Here is a 17447-nt window from a genome sequence, read left to right on the forward strand (position 1 = left end):
AAATTCGCAACGAAGGGTGAGTAATATGCAAAGTTATGGTTTACCAAAGAAACAGGGACTTTACGATCCAACATTAGAACATGATGCATGTGGTATGGGATTCGTTGTGAATATCAAGGGTGAGAAGTCTCATGACATTATAGATGAAGCGTTAACTGTCTTAGAAAACTTAAGTCACAGAGGGGCAAGCGGAGCGGATGAAAATACAGGCGACGGTGCAGGAATACTAATTCAGATACCTCACGATTTCTTCAAAAGGGAATGTGATGTCTTAGGTTTTGATTTGCCGGAAAAAGGCAGCTATGGCGTAGGGATGATTTTTGCACATAAGTATGAGGATTTTAGAAAAACTCAGATGGAAACCTTTGAAAAAATCGTTCAGGAGGAAGGCCAGAAGATCTTTGGGTGGAGGGAAGTTCCTATCGATATGACGACAGTCGGCGAAGGCGCTAAGGCTGTAATGCCCAGATTCATTCAGGTTTTTATTGAAAAGGATGCTAGTATATCCAATGAAATGGACTTTGAAAGAAAGCTTTATATCATCAGAAAGAAAGCCGAAAAAGTCATTGCCCCAATGTGTGAAAATAAGGGTGGGACATTCTATATTGCTAGCCTTTCCTCTAAAACTATTGTTTATAAAGGCATGCTTACGGCAGAGCAACTAAGAAATTTCTATCTCGATCTTTCCGACCTTGATTTTATATCAGCACTCGCGATGGTCCATTCAAGGTTCAGCACCAACACCTTTCCAAGTTGGGAGAGAGCACATCCTAACAGATATATCGTACACAATGGGGAGATAAATACAATTAGAGGTAATGTAAACTGGATGAAGGCCAGACAAAAATGTATCACCTCCCCTCTGTTTGATGAACTCTCCAAAGTCTACCCTATAGTAGATGAGTCAGGCAGTGATTCAGCGATGTTCGACAACAGCCTGGAATTTCTTCACCTTACCGGAAGGTCGCTTCCTCACTCCGTAATGATGATGATCCCTGAACCTTGGGAAAAGAATGAGCAGATGTCTAAGGAAAAAAAGGACTTCTACCAATTTCATGACTTTTTGATGGAGCCTTGGGATGGTCCCGCTGCCATGGGTTTTACTGACGGCGTGATCATCGGTGGAGTACTGGACAGAAATGGACTCAGACCTTCCAGGTATTATGTCACAAAAGATGATAAAGTTGTCTTGGCTTCAGAGGTCGGGGTAATTGAGATCAAACCTGAAAATGTAAAATATAAAGGCAGGCTGGAACCGGGCAAAATGCTGCTTATCGATACCCAAGCGCAGAGAATCATCTCAGATGATGAAGTAAAGCAAAGTGTATCGATGGAGCATCCTTATGAAGAATGGAACAATCGCCATATCGTTAAACTTAGCAATCTTTCTGTTGAGAAAGCGAAGGAAGAGAAAATACGGGAAGATCTTATTAAGCAGCAGAAAGCCTTTGGCTATACATTTGAGGACATTACTATGACTATTCAGCCTATGGCAACACAGGGAGTCGATCCTATAGGAGCCATGGGTATGGATTCGCCGCTGGCTGTCTTATCTGAGAAACCTCAGATGCTGTACCTTTACTTTAAACAACTCTTTGCTCAGGTTACCAATCCTCCTATTGATGGAATAAGAGAAGAAATAGTCACTTCAAGCAGTATGTTGCTTGGGGATACCGGAAATCTTCTCGAGCCTGATCAAAGAAACTCCGCTAGCCTTTCTCTTGAGCACCCGATACTAACTAATGAACAGCTTGAAACCATTAAGCAACTAAATAATGGCAGGCTCAAAGCCGCGACCCTTTCAATACTTTATAAAGTCTCAGAAGGGGTAAAATCTATGGAGCGTGCTTTAGATAGGGTTTTCAGAGAAGCCGACAAGGCGATAAGTGAAGGTGCAAATATCATTATCCTCTCAGATCGGGGCGTCGATGAGAAGTTGGCAGCAATCCCCGCGCTTTTAGCATCCTCAGGACTTCATCACCATTTGATTAGAAGAGAAATTCGGACGAATCTGGGAATTGTGCTGGAATCTGGTGAGCCGAGAGAAGTACACCATTTTTGTACTCTGATTGGTTATGGAGTTACTGCAATCAATCCATATTTGGCCTATGAAACAATTCAAGACCTTGCTGAAAAAGGTATATTAGACGGAATGAGTTACGCAGAGGCTAAAAAGAACTTTATTAAAGCTTCGGTAAAAGGGGTTCTTAAAGTTCTCACTAAAATGGGCATTTCTACTATGAGGAGTTACCATGGAGCCCAAATTTTTGAGGCAGTAGGCCTGAAGAAGGAGCTTATTGATAAGTATTTCACGATGACACCATCCAGGCTAGAAGGAATAGGACTTGAAGAAATCGAACAAGAAAATCAAATGCGGCATGAAAGCGCCTATGATGAGAATTCACTCTACACTGACTCTCTTGAAATAGGTGGGTACTTCCAATGTAAGGATGATGGGGAAAGCCATCTCTACAATTCTGAAACTATCTACATGCTTCAGAGAGCATGCAGGGAGGAAGACTATCCTCTCTATAAGGAATACTCCAAAAAGATTAATGAAAACGAAATCTACACCTTAAGAAATATTCTTGATTTTAAGGTTAATGCAGGCGACACTATTCCTATTGAAGAAGTGGAATCGGTTGAGTCAATCGTCAGAAGGTTTAAGACCGGAGCTATGTCCTACGGATCTATTAGCAAGGAGGCTCACGAGTGCCTGGCCATCGCCATGAACAGGCTGGGTGGTAAAAGCAACTCGGGTGAAGGCGGAGAGGACAGCGAACGATTTAATGTAATGGCCAATGGAGACACGAAAAACAGTGCCATTAAACAGGTTGCCTCAGGACGTTTCGGCGTTACCAGCAACTATTTGGTGAATGCCCAGGAGATCCAAATAAAAATGGCTCAGGGAGCAAAGCCTGGCGAAGGTGGTCAGCTTCCGGGACGAAAAGTTTATCCGAGTATTGCCAAGGTAAGGCATTCTACCCCAGGCGTAGATCTTATTTCCCCCCCGCCGCATCATGATATCTATTCGATTGAGGATTTGGCTGAACTGATTTATGACCTCAAAAATGCCAACAAGGATGCTCGAATTAACGTTAAACTAGTTTCCGAAGTTGGGGTAGGGACAATCGCTGCAGGGGTGGCTAAAGGAAAAGCAGACGTCATCCTCATCAGCGGATATGACGGAGGAACTGGCGCTTCCCCTAGAACGAGTATCAGAAATACAGGACTTCCTTGGGAGCTTGGGCTTGCCGAGACTCATCAAACTTTGGTATTAAACAAGCTGAGAGACAGGGTGGTCGTTGAAACAGATGGCAAGTTGCTCTCCGGTAGGGATGTTGTCATTGCTGCGATGCTGGGAGCTGAGGAATTTGGATTTGCGACTACACCGCTAATTGCCTTGGGCTGTGTCATGATGAGGGTTTGCAATCTTAACACTTGCCCTGTAGGGATAGCCACTCAAGATAAAAATTTAAGGAAAAACTTTACAGGTAAGCCAGAGCATGTTGAGAACTTCATGAGATTTGTCGCTCAAGAAATGCGTGAAATTATGGCTAAACTTGGTTTTCGGACAATTAATGAAATGGTTGGTCGTTCGGATAGACTAAAACCTAAAGAGAATGTGAAGCACTGGAAGGCGGCACACTTAGATCTATCCCAGATTCTTTATCAACCGTATGCTGGTGCTGATGTCAGCCGCTTCAACACCCAGCCTCAGAACCATATGCTGGAACAATCAATGGATATTAAAAAACTGCTTAGGATCTGTAAGCCTGCACTCGAGAATCAAAAATCAATCCGAGCTAAACTCAAGATCAATAATGTTGACCGAGTTGTTGGTACAATCATCGGAAGCGAAATTTCTAAGAGATACGGCGAAGCAGGACTTCCTGAAGATACAATCAAGCTTACCTTTGTAGGATCGGCCGGACAAAGTTTTGGGGCATTTACGCCTAAAGGACTGTCTCTGGAACTAGAAGGAGATTCAAACGATTATTTAGGAAAAGGTCTTTCAGGTGCTAAAATTGTGGTTTATCCTCCTAAAAATTCTGACTTTGAGCCTGAGAAAAATATCCTGATCGGAAACGTTGCTTTCTATGGAGCAACTTCAGGGGAAGCCTATATTAATGGGATAGCAGGAGAAAGATTCTGTGTAAGGAACAGTGGGGTAAAGGCAGTCGTCGAAGGTGTGGGTGACCATGGCTGCGAATATATGACAGGAGGTAAAGTGGTTATCCTGGGTAAAACCGGAAGAAACTTTGCCGCTGGAATGTCAGGCGGAGTAGCCTACATTCTGGACTTTGATGAAAAATACTGCAACAAGTCGATGGTAACACTGGAGAAAATTGAATCAGAAGAAGAAATGAACGAAATCCAGGAAATGATTCAAAAACATGTCGAGAATACCGGCAGTCCTCAGGGCAGAAAAGTTCTTGAGAGCTGGAAAAGCTATTCACCGAGATTCACTAAGGTCATCCCTAAAGATTACAAACGTATGCTGGAGAACATTGATAAGGCTCATAAGACGGGCTTAAGCGGTGAAGAGGCTTTAATGGTTGCATTCGAAGAGAACTTTAAAGATGTTTCAAGGACTTAAGGATGAGGTGGGACTGAAATGGGAAAAGCGACTGGGTTTTTAGAGTATAAAAGAATCAAACCGAAGAAACGATCTCCAGAAGAAAGAATTAAAGACTGGAATGAGATAAGGCTGCCGCGGGATCCTGAAGTAATTAAGACTCAGGGTGCGCGTTGTATGAACTGTGGAGTCCCTTTCTGTCACGGGGGTGTGTTGTTAAAGGGTATGGCAGCGGGTTGCCCTCTGCACAATCTTATTCCGGAGTGGAATGAGCTTATTTATAGGGGTCAGTGGGAAGAAGCATACAAAAGGCTGTCCAGAACCAGCCCTTTCCCGGAATTTACGTCCAGAGTGTGCCCTGCACCGTGTGAAGGTGCCTGTACTGAAGGCTATATCATGGAGTCGGTTACTATAAACAGTCTTGAATATGAAATCATCGAGAAAGCATTTGCTGAAGGGTGGGTAAAGCCCAGGAAAAGTAAGGCTACAGGAAAGAAAATTGCTATTGTGGGCTCAGGTCCTTCAGGGTTATCTGCTGCCTACTATTTAAATGCTGTGGGACATGAGATAACAGTCTTTGAGAGAAGAGACAGAGTCGGCGGTTTAATGATGTACGGGATTCCCAACATGAAGCTTGAAAAACGCATCGTGGAAAGACGATTTGCGCTGCTCAAGGAATCCAGAATCCAATTCGTGCTTAACGCAGAAGTAGGTAAAGACATCCCTGCGCAGGAATTGGTTGACCAGTATGATGCGGTTGTGCTGTGCGGCGGTGCAACCAAGCCACGAGGGCTTGATGTAGAAGGAAAAGAACTTAAGGGTATTCACTTTGCCGTAGATTTTCTAACGGCAAATACCAAAAGCCTTCTGGATTCAAATCTTCAGGATGGCAATTTCATTAGCGCCAAAGGCAAAAATGTCATCATCATCGGGGGAGGGGATACTGGAACGGACTGTGTAGCCACCTCTATACGGCATGGCTGTGAGAGCGTCTTTCAGTTTGAAATCTTGCCTGAACCGCCCGCTAAGAGAATAGAAGAGCATAATCCTTGGCCTGAATGGCCGAAGATGCTAAATGTGGACTACGGTCAGGAAGAAGCTATAAGCCTGTATGGAAAGGATCCTAGAAACTACCTTATATCCACTAAAAAGATTGTGGGAAATGAAAACGGTGAGGTCACGGAAGTTCACACCGTAGAAATCTCCTGGGTCAGGGATGCTTCTGGAAGAATGGTGCCTCAAGAAGTTCAAGGGAGCGACAAAGTCTGGAAAGCTGACCTTGTGCTTCTGGCCATGGGATTTCTAGGTCCGGAAGATATGATAGCGAATGAGCTTAAGCTTGATAGAGACCCTCGCAGCAATGTGAAAGCAGAATATGAGGTTTTTCAAACCAATGTGGATAAGGTATTCACCGCAGGCGATATGAGAAGAGGTCAGAGTCTCATAGTCTGGGCTCTCCAAGAGGGAAAGCTTGCCGCAAGGGAAGTCGATAAATATCTGATGGGTAAAAGTGTCATTAAGTAAGTTAATATTAAGGCCCGCAACACCGTTTGGTTGGTGATGCGGGTCCTTTTATCAATTCCTAGAGGGGCCGTAACGAAACTTGAGATTTTTTTAAACTGGTGGTGCGTTATCCCAAAATAGAGGACTGTACACCTTTGAAGTGGTGGACAGTCCTCCAATATATAAGGGGATTACAAATAATTCACAAAAATAGTGTATAGAGCAATTTTGTGCATACCCAAATTTTCAAATATTCCTTGAGTAAAGGCATAACCCAGACAGATAAAAATTAAAGACACAGCTTCTCCAGCCAGAACAAATCTTTCCCCCACACTGTCAATTAAATAACCAATAAAAGGCTTAAAGACAATTCCCGATCCGGCGATAAGAAAGCTAAGAACGGCAAAAGTAGCTACTCCTTGATCAAATACTTTGATCAGGACCCAAGGCCCAAAAGTGATAAAAATCTGCCTCCTTGCTTTGCAATAGAATTATTGAGAAAATTGTAAACAAACTTAGTTAATGGTAACCTATAAAGTGTGATTGATCAAAGAAATTAGGGTATTAATAAAAGAGCGATTCTCGTCCTTTTTAAAAGGGAAAAGACTGGTTTGGAAGATCCAAAGTGGGAGGCGGAAAAAATGTTAGCAGTCTATAATACTATCGGAAATAATATCGTAAAAACTGACAAACCAGAAGAAAAAGGCTCTTGGATAAATATGATAAATCCGACGGAAGACGAAATAGCTCTTGTCACTAAGGCGATAAAAATCGAGAATGATCATTTTATCAGGGATGCATTAGACGATGAAGAGCGGCCCCGGATTGAGTCGGAGAATAACCAAATCTTAGTTATTATTAATGTGCCAATTATTCAAAATGCGACGGTCATTTACGATACAATTCCTCTTGGAATCATATTGACAGACGATCATTTTGTGACAGTGTGTCTGCAGGATGTTGAAGTTCTTAAGGACTTTACGACCGGGAAAATCCGCGGAATGAATACTCATAAAAAGACCCGGTTTTTGTTTCAAATCCTCTATAAAAGTGCGACCTTATATCTAACCTTACTAAGAGAGATTGAAAAGAAGACTAACGAAATTGAGTTAACTCTTCACAAATCGATGAAGAATAAGGAATTAATTCGTTTGCTCAATCTTCAAAAAAGTCTTTTATATTTTACGACTTCCTTGAAGTCCAATGAAAAAGTTATGGAAAAAATGCTAAGGACAAGAGGTTTGAAAATCTATGAAGAGGATCAGGATTTGCTGGAAGATGTCATTATAGAAAATAAACAAGCAGTAGAGATGGCGGAAACCTATAGCAACATTTCGAGCAGCATGATGGATGCTTTTGCTTCGATTATTTCGAATAACTTAAACATGGTGATGAAGTTTTTGGCCTCCATTACGATTGTTTTAGCCCTGCCTACTATGCTGGCCAGCTTTTTCGGAATGAATGTAAGAATTCCGTTTCAGACATCTGACTATGGCTTTGTGATTATCGTTGGCATGTCTGTCGTCCTCTGCTTTGGCGGTATTATTTTTTTAGCGAAAAGAAAAATGTTCTGAGGAAGGATCTAATCAATTGTGATAATTAAAATTTCAGTGCGTAATTTGGTTGAATTTGTACTCAGACGCGGAAACTTGCAACCGGGATCCATAGGTGCTTCAAGGGCATTGGAAGGAATCAAGGCCCATCAATATATCCAAAAAATTAGTGGAACAGACTATGTACCTGAAGTTACGCTCAGTTACCTTTATCCTAATCAGGAAACCCAAGACGGTCGGGTGCCCAAGAGCATAAGCGAAAACCTCTGCTTAGAAATTAAAGGTCGTGCCGACGGTATTATAATGAAGGAATCCGGTGCTTGTATTGATGAGATCAAAACTACTTCCTTGGACTTAGATTTGATCGATGAATCATTCAGTGATTTGCATTGGGCTCAAGCTCAATGTTATGCATTTATGTATGTCATGCAAGAAGGCTTAGAAACAATGGAGACACAACTTACTTATGTACAGCTTGATACAGTCCAAACCAAGAAATTCTTGAGAAGTTTTTCTCGGACAGAACTAACAGAGTTCTTCTTTAGTCTGGTCGATCAGTATTTGACTTGGGCATGTCAATTGCAAGAATGGGCGATGAAGAGAGACGACAGCATTCGGACAATGCAATTTCCCTTTGGAACCTATAGACCAGGTCAGCGAGAATTAGCAGTAGCCGTTTATCAGACGATTAAACAAAGTCAGAAGTTGTTTGCCCAAGCCCCTACAGGTATTGGAAAGACTATTGGCACACTGTTTCCTGCCCTAAAGGCTATGGCTGAAGGGTTTAATGTGCAGATTTTCTATCTTACAGCGAAAACTATTACTCGCACGGTTGCCGAAAAAGCCCTGACAGATTTACAGTCACAAGGATTAAATATTAAACGTCTAACGTTAACGGCTAAAAGCAAACTGTGTTTTCTTCCCGAAGCGTCATGCTTGCCCGAGGACTGTCCGTTTGCACGAGGATATTATGATCGGGTGAGAGTAGCTGTGGAGGACTTATTTAAGGAGCAAGCTTGGACACGACAAATAATCGAGCTATATGCTCGCAAGCACGTTATTTGTCCTTTTGAGTTCTCCTTAGAAATGGCAAATTGGGCAGATGTGGTGATTTGCGATTATAATTATGTGTTTGATCCACGCGTCTATTTAAGGCGCTTTTTTCTAGAAGGAGGAGAGTACACCTTTTTGGTGGATGAAGCACATAATTTAGTAGACAGAGCAAGGGATATGTTTTCAGCGGAGCTGGGGAAGGAATCTTGGCTTTGTTTAAAGAGATTAACAAAAGAAGACGACTTGAGGCTGACTAAAAGTTTGACAAAAGTTAATTCTGCTTTAGTTAAAGAAAAAAAAGGTTGCACAGAAGCTGGTGAAAATGGGGAGAATGTTGAAAAGGAATCCCCAACCAAACTGATTCAAGCATTAAGGAACTTTGTTAAAGCGGCTGAATATTTCCTGAAAACGAACGAGCAACTGTTTTCTTGGCGGGAACAACTGGTTGAACACTATTTTCAGGCGTTAAGTTTTACCAGAACAGCAGAGAGTTATAATGAGCGATATGTTACTTATAAGTATTTAACAAGGGATGATTTTAAAATTAAGTTGTTCTGCCTTGATCCTTCTATGCGCCTAAAGGAAGCACTGGAAAGAGGTCGCTCCGCTGTGCTTTTTTCGGCGACACTGAGTCCGATGGAATACTTTATGAACGTTTTAGGCGGAGACCAAACGTCTTACAAACTTAAACTAACGTCTCCTTTTCCCCCAGAGAATCTTTGTCTGCTGATAAATGATCGTATATCTACTAAGTATAAGCAACGGGCCTCGACTTACGAGCAAGTTGCAGAAGCGATCTCGGCGGCGGTTCTATACAAAAAAGGGAACTATTTAGCCTATTTTCCTTCGTATCATTATATGAATGAAGTTTATCTAAGATATAAGGCACAAAACCCTCAAGTGGACGTAATCTGCCAAAGTTCCGGTTTGACTGAAGAGGAACGAGAGGCTTTTTTAATAAGATTTTCACATAACCCCGAGCAAACCCTAGTGGGTTTTGTTTTAATGGGCGGGATCTTCGGTGAAGGTATCGACCTGATTGGGGACAGGCTCTCAGGAGCGATAGTAGTAGGAGTTGGCTTGCCACAGGTTTGCATGGAGCGAGAAATTCTTCGCACATACTATGAAACAGCAAGCCATCAAGGCTTCGAATTTGCGTATCTTTACCCTGGGATGAACAAAGTCTTACAGGCAGTGGGCAGGGTAATTCGCACAGAAAAAGACAGAGGGATTGTCTTACTAATAGATGAACGCTTCTCAAAAGCATCCTATAGAAAATTGTTTCCTGATGAATGGAAAAAGGTGTGCAATCCTGGGTCACTAGACAGTATGCTGCCTGTTATTAAAAACTTCTGGATCTCAGATTGAATTTGTTCAATAGGTTTCTTGGAGGAATTTGAATGTCGCTAAAACAAGCGAAATGTTACTAGGTTTAACGCTTGTTTTTGTGGTTTAATAGACGAGTACAAATATACAATAAATGAGGTTTTTGATAATGATAATGTATTTTTTTCCTATTGTGCTTATAGTCACATCAAATATTATTTATAATGTGTGTCAAAAGTCTACCCCTCACAGTGCCAACCCCTTTTCGGCTTTGTTGGTTACCTATTTGACTGCAGCTGTTTTAACTCTAATAGCCTTTCCTTTTTATAAAACGGATAAGGGTTTTTTTCAATCCTTTCATGAGCTAAATTGGACTAGCTTTGCCTTGGGTGTAGCGATAATAGGACTTGAACTAGGTTATTTGCTTGCGTACAGGGCTGGGTGGAATTTAAGCGTCGGGTCTTTGGTAGCAAATATTATTCTTGCTATTATGCTTATTCCCATAGGAATACTGTTTTACAAAGAGGGTTTTGCAGTTAACCAAATTATTGGGGTGGTATTTTGCATGGTAGGGTTGGTATTAATCAACAAGTAATAGTTATTAAATTGAACAATTTTAAGCAACTATAGGAGACGACATAAGATGGATTTATTAGATGATATCTCAAATGGTATAGCGGAGGATCAGGGTTTGAGTTTATCTGCACGATTATTAACTTGGTACATAGAGGAGCAAAGGGACTTGCCATGGCGGAAGACCGGAGACCCATATGCAATTTGGGTGTCTGAAGTCATGCTCCAACAAACTCAGGTGAAGACGGTTATTCCATATTATGAACGATTTTTAAAACGCTTTCCCAGCGTTGAAAGACTTGGAACGGCAAGCCTTGAGGATGTATTAACGATGTGGAGCGGACTTGGCTACTATTCAAGAGCCCGTCGTATGTGGGAAGGGGCTAACTATCTGATTCAAAAACTGGGTGGGAAAATGCCGAGAGATTATGATGAACTTCTGAAAATTCCGGGGATCGGCGACTATACTGCAGGAGCTATAGCCAGTATTGCCTTTGGGCAAAGAGTAGCGGCTATAGATGGAAATGTAAAGCGGGTAGTATCACGTCTCTTAGCTTGGTCGGAGCCGGTAGAGACAGTTCGAAGTTATCGCCACTTTAAAGATCATCTTATGGCATGGCAATCAGCTCAAAAGCCTGGGGATTTCAATCAGGCTTTGATGGAACTAGGCGCGATGGTTTGTTCCCCCACGAAGCCGGACTGTAAAGGATGCCCTTTAGCCGAAGTTTGCAAGGGGTATTTGCAAGGCGACTTCCTGCGCTACCCTGTAAAAAAGCTTAAGGCTCAGCGCCAAGAGGTTACTCGCTTGACTTTTGTTCTGCGTAAAGGCAACTGTTTATATATTCAAAAACGCCCTTCCAAGGGGTTATTGGCTGATCTATGGGAGTTTCCTGGTGTGGAATTGAGTCTAGGGGATATTCATAGCTTGAAAGACAGTTTGCCTGTGATTAATATGGATGATTGCTTTGAATTTTTCAAACAAGCGGTGCCTGATAGAGCATTTGATGCTCAAGTGAAAGACCAATTCGATAAAGGGATAAAGTTTAATGGTCCAGTTTGGTATACCTTTAGCCATCGGCGTTGGAAAATAATCTGGTCAATTATTGATCTGTCTCCAACCTTACGGGCAGAACCGACGAACGCCTCCTCCCTGAGAGAAATAGATGAGAAGTATTGGGCAGAACCTAAGGAAGTAAACGAGCTTGATAAGCAACGGTGGGTTTCCACCAATGAGCTGGGATTACTCCCTCTTCCGGTGGCTTTTACTGCCATCGTTGAAAAGTTGTTTGACGATTGAAGTTAGGATTATCTTTAAACGGTACACCTGAAACTTTGGACGATGATGATCCTCCAGATTGCCGACTAATGTCTCGATCCTTGGTGTAAATCAATATGAGATTGCAAGAAATCTAATATAAAAAGATGATGGAATAAACACTAATTTCGTTTTTATAAGATTAATTTGTCAAATTACCAAGTAAAAAATATATATTGTATACATGGACTAAAACAGTTGAATGTGAGGTAGTCTCTATGTTACTTTAAGTGTATAACCTAGTTAATGAATAGAGCAAAGGCGCTCACAAGAAATTTTGTACTTAATTTGAGTGCAGTTCTTAGGAGCGTCTTTTTTATACTAGTCTGAAAGTATGACTTTACGTTATATACTTTCTGGTTAAGGTCCCTTCTCACAGTAATAGCTTAATCGCTATGTAAAGATTATGCAGGATATTTTGGCGGGATTATGAGCAAATTTTAGATGGACCATTTTCTAAGTTAATTTCCATATAATAAAAGACCTGCCGGCAATCTTTATTGTGGTTGGTAAGGGATTATGAACGATGACTGCAAACAAGATTTATATGGGATATAATAAGTCAATAATGGCGATTTAGTTCATATTTTTCACTTTGAGAAAGGAGAGCACCTCAATTGCATTTTTCAAAAGAAGACTGTCTAAAATTTGTAAAGGAAAATGATGTTCGATTTATTCGTCTGCAGTTTACGGATATTGCCGGTAACATGAAGAACATTGCGATCACAGATAAACAGCTTGCCTCAGCTTTCGAAAACGGAGTCATGTTTGACGGCTCAGCCGTGGCGGGATTCTCCGGTATTGAATCGTCTGATATGTTTCTTTTCCCAGATCCGGGTACCTTCTCAGTCATTCCTTGGAGGCCGCAACAGGGCAAGGTTGCAAGAATCATATGTGATATTAAAAATCATGACGGTTCTCAGTTTGAAGGAGATCCCCGCTATATTCTCAAACGAACCTTAAAGAAAGTGCAAGACTTAGGTTATACCTTCCAAATTGGTCCGGAATGTGAGTTCTTTATGTTTTACAACAATGATGAAGGTCAGCCAACCACGATTACCCATGACTCGGCTAGTTATTGTGATCTGGCACCCATTGACCAGGGGGAAAACACTCGTCGGGAGATTTGCATGGTCTTAGAGGAAATGGGGTTTGAAATCGAAGCATCGCATCATGAGACAGCGGCGGGGCAACATGAAATTGATTTCAGATACACGGATGCTCTAACTGCGGCAGATAATATTATGACTTTTAAAATGGTAGTCAAGATCATTGCTCAACGAAATGGTCTGCATGCTACTTTTATGCCTAAACCGCTTCCCGGCGTCAATGGTTCGGGTATGCACATCAATATGTCATTGACCCAAAATGGTTCCAACCTCTTTAGCGGGGGCCCAGGCACCACCGATATATCTGAAACGGCAAAGTATTTTGCTGCAGGGCTGTTGAGTCATATCAAAGGAATTACAGCTATCGCCAATCCTCTTGTGAACTCCTATAAACGGTTAAAAGCGGGCTTTGAAGCTCCGGTGCATATCGCCTGGTCTCATATGAACAGAAGTCCTTTACTAAGGGTTCCTGCGCCAAGGGGGGAGGGGACAAGACTCGAACTCAGAAGTCCTGATCCTACCTGCAATCCTTATTTAACCTTAGCGTTAGTACTGGAGGCAGGGCTTGACGGTTTAAACAATCGTATGCCGCTGGTTGATCCAGTTAACGTTAATATTTACAATTTGACGCCTGAACAGGAGAAAGAACTTAAGCTTGAGCGGTTACCCTCAAATCTCTTGTTCGCTCTTGAAGAGATGAAGAAAGACCCTTTAATTCAATCTACACTTGGTGTGCATACGTTTAATAAATACTTAGTTGCAAAGGCTTTGGAATGGAAATCCTATGATGACTCCATTCATGCATGGGAGATTGATAAGTATCTAAAATCTTATTAACTATCGTATCCCTGCTCAAAGGGGTGATTGTAGTGAGCGCAGGGAGTGTTTTAATCGTTTGTGGAAAAGCTGAAATGGCGAGCAGCATGCAAACGATGCTCATAAAAGAAGGTTTTTATCCGGTTAGCTGCGCTCATTCAGCCAATGAAGCGCGTAGGAATTTCTTTAACACCGTATTAGATATAGTAATTATAAGTACTCCGCTGCCCGATGAACATGGTACAGATTTGGTCTTTGATGTTCACGAGAAAACATCTGCAGGAATAGTAGTAATTGCAAGGCCGGAGCATCTGCTGGATATGCAATGCAGTCTTGAGAAAATTAATGCACTGATTCTGCCTAAGCCCATTAATCGCTTAACATTGTTGCAAACTGTTCGATTCGCCCTGTCAGTACGAAATTCGATGGCCGAGTTAATAACTGAGCGGGATAGTTTAAAGAAGCGGATGGATGAGCGAAAAATTGTTGAACAGGCGAAGTGGATGCTTGTGGAAAAACTAAATTTGAGCGAGCCGCAAGCCTTTCGCCTTATCCAGAAAAAAGCCATGGACTTGCGTCTTCCTCAGGTTCTGGTAGCGGAAGAGATTATAAAGAAGTACGAATAAAAGAGGGATACCTGGTTTTTTTGAGCCAGGTATCCCTCTTTATCCAAGTGTAAGACTCCCACTTCTTGTAAGTGGGACCCCGTACTCTGCTGATTATTAAGTGTCAGTGAAAAAACATTGAATCTCTTGTGTTGAAATATCAGAAATTAATTGTAATCCGGGTTTCCCGGGGGCAATATTATAGACCTTTATCACATTTCTCAAATTTGATTTTTCTGGAATCATATCCACTGTAGTTTCAGCGAAGGTTTTTAGCAGATTTAACTGATAAATTGTTTCGTTTTTTTCCGGAAAGAGGGCTAGATAAAAAATCTCACTTTCAATCATATCTTGAAAAAAATGAGTTCCAAACGATACGTCTGGGAGGAATCCAGTGTTATGGTAGCCGATCTCGCCTAAAATAGAAACATGATTGAATTCTGCAAAAGCAACGGGAACTCCCAATGAAGGGATACGCGATCCCCACCTTCCGGGACCTAGGAGCAGAACAGTCGTTATCTCTTTATTGATTTGCTGATTAAGCCTGCCAACGATTCTGGCAACCTCGTATTTGTCAGATTGGCTTAGCAGGTTATAAGCATGTGGATCGACAATGATTACTTTATGGATATTTGTATATATGTTGCCACCCATAAAGCAACCTTTGCTTTTGAAAAGAACTTGGTTTAAAGGAAGTGCTTTAGGGAATTCTATACGTTTTTTAAACCCCTCCTGAACCTGTAAGGGTCTGCATTGTAAGAGATTAATCTGATAGTTGCCATTGCTATTGAAGTTCACTGTGAACTCAATATCCACCGGATGACGATAGGCGGATTCGAGGGTTTTGAGAAGTTTAGAAAAGGATAATGGGAAATCGGTGTTTAAAAAAAAGGGATTAAAACTAAAAACCCAGGATTCTTTGCGTTTCAGCCCGAGTTGTTGGATTTTTTGTTCAGTTTCATGATCTCGTTCGGCGATCATTGTTTGATGCAAGTCGATCGGTTGATCCATCAGTTCTTGAATTGAAAGACATTCTTGCCGATTACGACGGATGTTTAGTACATCAATTTTCTGCTGTGAATAGGCCTTAAAACTCCGCAGTCCGTCATAAGGGAAACATTGGGGCCGATCTAAAGCGGCAATTCTGGCATAATCTCCTTCAAGGCGATTCACAGCCCTAGTTCCCAGCCCGGCCACAAGTCGTATCATACCAGCGTTTGGATTTATCTGAGAGTCCCAAACGTACGTGTTGTAAGAAAATCCTACCCCTGCGATATCCGGGAAAAAGTAGTCCTGCTTATTTGATCCGGACACCCTTTGGACGAGGAGGGCCATTTGCTCATCTGAATTGCTAAGATTGTGCTTATCCCTATAAGCTAAGGCCTCTTCACTTAGTGTACTGGCAAAGACTTCCCGAACAGCCTCAGTGAAGCGTTGATAGCGTTCATCCAGAGTGCCTTGATTGATACAAAAGATACTTTCGTATTTCCCCGGAAAGGCATTTCCAAAACTATCTTCCAAAAGACTGCTGGAGCGCACAATAATTGGGGATTGACCGAAATATTCCAGCATCCTTAGAAATTTGTGCTTTATTGCCTCATTAAACTGTCCTTGGAGGATTTTCTCTCTGAGGTTTAAGGCTGTTCCCAGACCTTCTTGGGGGGCTCGTCGTTGTTCCATTTTAAGTTTCCATAAATCGTTATCAACCAGATAAGAGTAGTAAACATCTGAGCCAATATAAAATGAATCATGGGGTTCTAGTTTGCTGCTCCATGTTTCAGATGCTTGAATTAGAATTTTTCTTGCCAGAAGCATCCCGACGGCTTTACCACCGATAGATCCAGAACCAATTAAACGTGATTTTATGGACAATATATCTTGAAGGGAAAAATGCACCGAAATCAATTCGAGAAACCTCTTATCGCGGGTCAAGAATATTTTAGATAATTGATTAATGTGCTCTGTTGTTTGATTTTTAGTTAATGGGGAGGAGCAGAGTTCTCCGGCCCTTATAAATAGACGGTCCCAATAATCAAGATCTCTTTCAGGGTTTTCATCATTTTCGCCGAGTTGTGAATAGAGCGCAGCAACATCCCCACTGCTGGTTACAGGTATAAATCGGTCTCCATGAACAAGATGTGGCAGGAATAATGTCGGCGTGTAACGATTCCAGACTTTCAGAGGATACACATAGGTTTTAGCGTCAACTTGAAAAATATCAAATAAGACCTGAGTGGTATCACGAATGACGGCTGTGGTATGGAAAGAGTTATGATTTTTAAAAGTTGCAAAATATGCAATAGTATTTAGCTCATAAAGATAGGGACAAGTAACCTTAAAGAAATTCCCAATCATTGAATCAGTAGCCCAACGATCTAGAAGCTCAGATAAGCAGTCGAAAATATAAAATACATCTCGTCCTTCAAGAGTAATCTTCTCATGGATTTGGGAACAAAACTCTTCAAATCCGTTATCGGCATTGACTGGGAAAACCTCAATACTGTCATTGGTTATGAGCGGATCATGTTGTGTAAAGCGAACATAGATTATCTTTTTTGATGAAATATTCGCTTGGATAAATGCAGTGACGAACCTCTTATATATTTCAAGGTTTCTAACTTGAAAAACAACATTATCCCCCATTCTCAGATGTTGAATGACGTTATCCAAAGAAGTAAAGCCAGTAGTTACAGTTTGAGGTCTTTCCATGTCAAATACCTCCCTTGTAATTAATGAGCTGGGACATTTTAACAGGTGCAAATAAAAAATGGCGCATTAGAAATACTCGTTTGTTCGAGTGATTTCAAAGCGCCATTGCTTTACTTATGATCGCCCTAAGGCGAGAACCATAGTCGTTGCTATATTGTTGCTGTATTTATAATAGTATCTCAAGAATGAACTTTAATGCAAGAGTTAAATGCTAGTAAAACAAAAAATAAATATGCATCACAATAATGGGAAATTTAAGACAATCAGAAACACTTCGAGAACTTCATCTCAGCTTAATGCAGGGGA

General features: G+C 41.5%; 9 protein-coding genes. 8 read left to right on the top strand and 1 reads right to left on the bottom strand.

Going from position 1 to position 17447, the window contains the following annotated elements; translation table 11 throughout:
* Nucleotides 1-25: 25 nt before the first annotated feature.
* The 8 genes from gltB to LJE72_RS15370 all read left to right on the top strand — a co-directional run bounded on the left by gltB (nucleotide 26) and on the right by LJE72_RS15370 (nucleotide 14453).
* The gene (gene gltB / locus LJE72_RS15335) at nucleotides 26-4600 is read left to right on the top strand and encodes a glutamate synthase large subunit (RefSeq protein ID WP_229248606.1); all 4575 of its coding nucleotides are present in this window, start codon (nucleotides 26-28) and stop codon (nucleotides 4598-4600) included.
* Between the two features lie 18 nt (nucleotides 4601-4618).
* A complete protein-coding gene (locus tag LJE72_RS15340) occupies nucleotides 4619-6103 on the top strand; it encodes a glutamate synthase subunit beta (protein WP_229248607.1) in 1485 nt (494 codons plus the stop codon).
* Nucleotides 6104-6723: 620 nt separating this feature from the next.
* The gene (locus tag LJE72_RS15345) at nucleotides 6724-7656 is read left to right on the top strand and encodes a magnesium transporter CorA family protein (RefSeq protein ID WP_229248608.1); all 933 of its coding nucleotides are present in this window, start codon (nucleotides 6724-6726) and stop codon (nucleotides 7654-7656) included.
* A 15-nt stretch (nucleotides 7657-7671) separates the two neighbouring features.
* The gene (locus tag LJE72_RS15350) at nucleotides 7672-10056 is read left to right on the top strand and encodes an ATP-dependent DNA helicase (RefSeq protein ID WP_229248654.1); all 2385 of its coding nucleotides are present in this window, start codon (nucleotides 7672-7674) and stop codon (nucleotides 10054-10056) included.
* A gap of 127 nt (nucleotides 10057-10183) precedes the next feature.
* Complete coding sequence (locus LJE72_RS15355) at nucleotides 10184-10609, top strand: EamA family transporter (protein ID WP_229248609.1); 426 nt, start codon at nucleotides 10184-10186, stop codon at nucleotides 10607-10609.
* A 48-nt stretch (nucleotides 10610-10657) separates the two neighbouring features.
* The gene (mutY, locus tag LJE72_RS15360) at nucleotides 10658-11884 is read left to right on the top strand and encodes an A/G-specific adenine glycosylase (protein WP_229248610.1); all 1227 of its coding nucleotides are present in this window, start codon (nucleotides 10658-10660) and stop codon (nucleotides 11882-11884) included.
* A 635-nt stretch (nucleotides 11885-12519) separates the two neighbouring features.
* Nucleotides 12520-13848 carry a type I glutamate--ammonia ligase gene (gene glnA, locus LJE72_RS15365; protein WP_229248611.1) on the top strand — a complete coding sequence of 443 codons (1329 nt, stop codon included), beginning with the start codon at nucleotides 12520-12522 and terminating at the stop codon, nucleotides 13846-13848.
* Between the two features lie 32 nt (nucleotides 13849-13880).
* Nucleotides 13881-14453 carry an ANTAR domain-containing response regulator gene (locus LJE72_RS15370; RefSeq protein WP_229248612.1) on the top strand — a complete coding sequence of 191 codons (573 nt, stop codon included), beginning with the start codon at nucleotides 13881-13883 and terminating at the stop codon, nucleotides 14451-14453.
* Nucleotides 14454-14549: 96 nt separating this feature from the next.
* On the opposite strand, the gene LJE72_RS15375 is transcribed toward LJE72_RS15370, so the two are convergent.
* A complete protein-coding gene (locus LJE72_RS15375; protein ID WP_229248613.1) occupies nucleotides 14550-17141 on the bottom strand; it encodes a PEP/pyruvate-binding domain-containing protein in 2592 nt (863 codons plus the stop codon).
* Nucleotides 17142-17447: the final 306 nt, after the last annotated feature.

It is taken from the genome of Desulfosporosinus shakirovi, assembly GCF_020595055.1.
In the GTDB taxonomy this organism is placed as follows: Bacteria; Bacillota; Desulfitobacteriia; order Desulfitobacteriales; family Desulfitobacteriaceae; genus Desulfosporosinus; species Desulfosporosinus shakirovi.

What these genes read in the sequence shown, in the direction of transcription:
- LJE72_RS15345 (WP_229248608.1), top strand. Translation starts at nt 6,724, where the DNA reads ATGTTAGCAGTCTATAATACTATCGGAAATAATATCGTAAAAACTGAC.
- gltB (WP_229248606.1), top strand. Translation starts at nt 26, where the DNA reads ATGCAAAGTTATGGTTTACCAAAGAAACAGGGACTTTACGATCCAACA.
- mutY (WP_229248610.1), top strand. Translation starts at nt 10,658, where the DNA reads ATGGATTTATTAGATGATATCTCAAATGGTATAGCGGAGGATCAGGGT.
- LJE72_RS15340 (WP_229248607.1), top strand. Translation starts at nt 4,619, where the DNA reads ATGGGAAAAGCGACTGGGTTTTTAGAGTATAAAAGAATCAAACCGAAG.
- LJE72_RS15375 (WP_229248613.1), bottom strand. Translation starts at nt 17,141, where the DNA reads ATGGAAAGACCTCAAACTGTAACTACTGGCTTTACTTCTTTGGATAAC.
- LJE72_RS15355 (WP_229248609.1), top strand. Translation starts at nt 10,184, where the DNA reads ATGATAATGTATTTTTTTCCTATTGTGCTTATAGTCACATCAAATATT.